The organism is Halobellus salinus (genome assembly GCF_014646875.1).
Taxonomy (GTDB): domain Archaea; phylum Halobacteriota; class Halobacteria; order Halobacteriales; family Haloferacaceae; genus Haloquadratum; species Haloquadratum salinum.
Window position 1 is genome coordinate 1 of sequence record NZ_BMOC01000039.1, and the last position, 4,040, is coordinate 4,040.

Consider the following 4,040-nt stretch of genomic DNA (forward strand, 5'->3'; position numbering starts at 1 on the left):
AAAAAAAGAACGTTCTGGTAGTTGACCCAGATGACTACAGGAAAACTCAGAAGCTGAAGGCTATTCAAGAGGCAAAAGACCGGTACAGAGAATACACTCTGAACCGGTCAGAGAGGTTCAGAGAACTTGATGATACGTGGGGTAATCCGCAAGAGGCTATGGAACACGAAGAGGCTCAAGCACTAGCTATGTACGGTTCAGAGCTTCTACCCCTTATCGAGGAAGGAATAGAGAAGGGGGCTGTGTCTGAGTCTGACCTAGAGGTAGAGACGAACTCTATGGTGGAACGGTTGTTAGACAAGCCCACTATGGATATTCGAGAAGTAGTCAGATTAGAGGGTCGCATAGTTGCAAATGGAGAACACCAAGCAATTCCCCGAAGATTTCAGAAACGGATATACAGGCAGTTAGAACGTATAGAGAGAAAACTAGGTCTCGGTCTTGATCTAGAGGAAGACAAAGGACCGGCCAACATCTAGTATGAGTATTCAGGGTAGTTTTCTCCCTGACGGTTACCCGTTCACTAGGTTATACAGAAAACGGGTAGCCAATAACCAGGACCTAGCTGTACTGGTTTCAGACCACCAGAACCGGCGGGGAACGGGAAAGACAGTTCTCAGTCTGAAGCTAGCGGCACTGATGGATAGAACCGAAGAGGGTCTGACTCCTGAGAAGGTAGCTATAGACCCGTCAGAACTCACGGAATCATACGTCGAACTCCCGAAGGGTTCAGCACTGGTTCTCGACGAAGCTGAGGCAGGTCTGAACAAATACGAAGCCGGTAGTGCGGTCAATAAGGCTATGAGAGAGCTAGTCAGTATGGGTCGAATCAGGGAGAAGTACCTAGTTCTGAACCTTCCCGCTAGCTCTGAGTTAGACCGCGATCTCAAGGCACTGTGCGATTTCTGGTTTATGATTCAGAACAAGGGAACCGCACTAGGACACTTTCTCCGGTGGAACCCCTACAGTGAGGAACCACGAACCCCGAAAACAGAGACCTGGGAATGGTCTGATATTGACGAAGACGACCCAGTGAGAGATGTATATGACTACCTCACTGACGAGAAGTTAGCTCACTTACGGGGAGAACGTGACGAATCCTCTCAAAGACTCTCTGCTTCTGAGGCCCGGGATATGGTCGAGCAGGCTAGAACTGAAGCAGAGACCGAAACACGAAACGAGTTACTCCGGTCGTTCTACTCTGAGCTAGAGCTGACCCAGAGTGATCTAGCCGAAGTCGTAGGTCTCTCCAGGTCAAGAGTAGCTGATATTCTGACTGACTAAGCTAGTGTCTGTGCGGTCACTGTAGGGCCAAGACACTACCACCGTGTACATACATATTGACCGGTCGGGGAGGGACGACAGACAACACTGTAGGTCTACTCTGTCGTGTGGTTCTATACTCTGTATTGTCGTAGCATTATCGCGCAGAAAGATAGAGAAGACTCTGCGCAACTTTCACCTCAGACCGGAGCTAAGAGCCTTCTGAGGTGGTGAGGGGGAAAGCCGGTGTTTCCCCCTTCGTCGTCACCTCAGGTCACTCAGGCCGGTTGTGGACGACCTGACCGACACTCTGCCGCCGGTCTCTGAGGGGCTTCCTTCCCGGCTCGACGTCGAACCGGTCGGAGAGTCGGACAGTCTGGTAGTTACCCTTCGACGGTCAGGAAGCCTCAGACCTGACCTGGCAGGAAGCAAGTCCCATACAGACCTTCTCTCCTTTGGCTTGCAGTCAGACGAAGGGAATCGAACCCTCCAACCCGTTTCAGGGTTAGACCACTTTCTGAGGGAACTGAGGGGTTCTCAGTGGCTACTCTTCGATACTATCAGCTACCTCTTCAAGACCTGATGCGATTAGTCGGAGGTCGTCAGGGTCAGCAGAACCAACTGACTTACTCTGACCGGGGAACTCTGGGGCTACCCCAAAGTCACCGTTCTCTCTCAGAGTTCCCTTTGTAATAGTCACAAAGTCAGTGTCTACTGGTTCACCGTCGTCACCACGACCCGACATATTCGTGAGTTCGACTCTGATAACCCGGTCTCCGTCTTCTGCCTCTTCTACAGAGTCAGCGTTATAGACCGTCAGGTTCTCTATTGTATTGTATTCCATAGAATTCTCACCACCTGGTAGGGTCCGGCCACTACCGGATTCCTCCGTTTTACGCCTCTCAGACCCTTCTGGGTCCATATCGGCGGTCAGGAACTTACTGAGATTCACCGACTCAGAAGCCCGACTGTTGTTCGTCGAGGATCGAACCAGAGACCGTATCTCAGTTTCAGTTCTCTCAGAGTCGGTAGCCCATACCGCGGTCTCTCTCAGTAACTTCTCGATCTGCTTCTGAGTCAGACCACAGACCGAATAGAGGAACCCAGAAGCCCAGACTCTCGTATTTCTGGGTGGATGGTCCGAGTCTATCACTTTTGCTACCTCTTCTCTCCGACTGTCGGAATTGATGAATCCCAGAACTCTCAAGGTCTCTTCTGTTGGTTCTGTATTCAACTCGGAGGCCTTCTGACCGTGAAGACTGCCGCCGCCGCCGCCGCCGGTCTTCACGGCATAATCACCGGAAATACGGGATTCGACAGTCTCAGTAAACTCAGCATACGAATCCTCAGTGAGAACTGAAAGTTCTGAGTTGACCGATATAGCGTAATCTTCGCCGGTCTCAGGGTGAACTGAACCAGGACCGACACAGTGCCACCGGTTAGCCCGAACTGACCCAAATTCGTCTTCTCCGGCTTTGAATGACTGGTTTTCGTTCACTTTTGACCGGTAGTAGAAGTGGTAGTTCCCTGACCCGGTTCTGACTGAGAAAGTCTGAGGGAGCTGTTCGGTCACGATCTCGGTGAACAGGTCAGAGTCAGAGTCGAGGATGATCAGGTCGTTATCCTCAGTCGGAACGACGCCGTAGTTACCACCGGTTCTAACCCAGTTCCGAACCTCTTGAACCGGTCTGGGATTTTTGACCGAACTGACCGGCCTCTTACCAGGGTGGTTACAGTCGTTATGACTCCGACAGTCAGGACGACAAACCCGAACTAGTGGGTAACTCCGAATCTGGTCAGGAATCCGTTTCACAGAAAGTCACTCCCTGGGGCTAGATGCCGGTCTGAAAGTGGCGTATGACAGTCTGAGCAAACTACATAGCCACAGTTCTGGTCTCCGAAAGAGTCTGAGTTACAGTCTCTCGGAGGGTCGCACCGGTAGCCTTCAGAGCCGTCTAAGTACCTGAACTCCTTACAATTCGGACAGAACCACCGTTCTGGTTTGTCCTGACCGCAATCGTTATCTGGGTTCCGCTTAGATTCTGTCATGGCTATTGTCTGGTCCTGAAGGGGAGTCCAGAACCCTGCCACAGATTCCTACTCCCCTTCCAGTTCGTTCTGAGCTTCTGCTATACAGTCTGGTTTGGGGGTACTTATTTATTTCCCCCGGAGTAATACCATAGTATAATGTCGGATAAGACTATGGTCTCTGCGAAAATGGGGAATAGAACTGTCGAACGACTCGAGGATTACGCTGAGAGAGAAGGGATCTCTCGAAGCCAGGCTACTGAAAGAATGGCCAAACAGGGACTAGATGTCGAAGAGTCGGATATGAGACTAGTCCCTATCAAGACTGACGGGGGAACCCGAATAGAGAACACTCTGAACCAGGCTCAGGAGACTCTAGAAAACCAATCTGAGAGGATAGAAGAACAGAAGACGGCTCAGACCCAGTTGAGTCTCACTCTTACTCTTGCTATTCTCTGGTTAGGAGCGCATATTCTCTTTTCTGTAGGGTCACTGGTAAGTATCGGAACTGGGGTTCTCCTGATAGCCGGTCTGGTCTACAGCTACTACCACTACGTTTGGGTGTAACTATGTCTGAGAACCCCCCTGAAAAGGTCGAGGTAGAAGAGTCGGAGGAAAAAAAGAACGTTCTGGTAGTTGACCCAGATGACTACAGGAAAACTCAGAAGCTGAAGGCTATTCAAGAGGCAAAAGACCGGTACAGAGAATACACTCTGAACCGGTCAGAGAGGTTCAGAGAACTTGATGAT

The 4,040-nt window shown here is 50.7% G+C and carries 5 protein-coding genes; 4 read left to right on the forward strand and 1 reads right to left on the reverse strand.

All coding sequences use genetic code 11. From position 1 onward, the window contains the following. Window positions 1–479, forward strand: a 479-nt coding sequence (locus IEX72_RS14935; protein ID WP_188788783.1) for a hypothetical protein, incomplete at its 5' end; no start/stop codon positions are given. A 1-nt stretch (window position 480) separates the two neighbouring features. Beyond that, on the forward strand, window positions 481–1,284 hold the full coding sequence (locus tag IEX72_RS14940) for a helix-turn-helix domain-containing protein (RefSeq protein ID WP_188788785.1): 804 nt from the start codon (window positions 481–483) through the stop codon (window positions 1,282–1,284). Window positions 1,285–1,807: 523 nt separating this feature from the next. Here the strand turns inward: IEX72_RS14940 and IEX72_RS14945 are convergent. Beyond that, complete coding sequence (locus IEX72_RS14945) at window positions 1,808–3,076, reverse strand: bifunctional DNA primase/polymerase (protein ID WP_188788787.1); 1,269 nt, start codon at window positions 3,074–3,076, stop codon at window positions 1,808–1,810. 374 nt (window positions 3,077–3,450) lie between these two features. Between IEX72_RS14945 and IEX72_RS14950 the strand changes: the two genes are divergently transcribed. After that, complete coding sequence (locus IEX72_RS14950) at window positions 3,451–3,858, forward strand: hypothetical protein (protein ID WP_188788789.1); 408 nt, start codon at window positions 3,451–3,453, stop codon at window positions 3,856–3,858. A 2-nt stretch (window positions 3,859–3,860) separates the two neighbouring features. Then, the coding region (locus IEX72_RS14955) for a hypothetical protein (RefSeq protein WP_188788791.1) at window positions 3,861–4,040 on the forward strand (180 nt) is incomplete at its 3' end.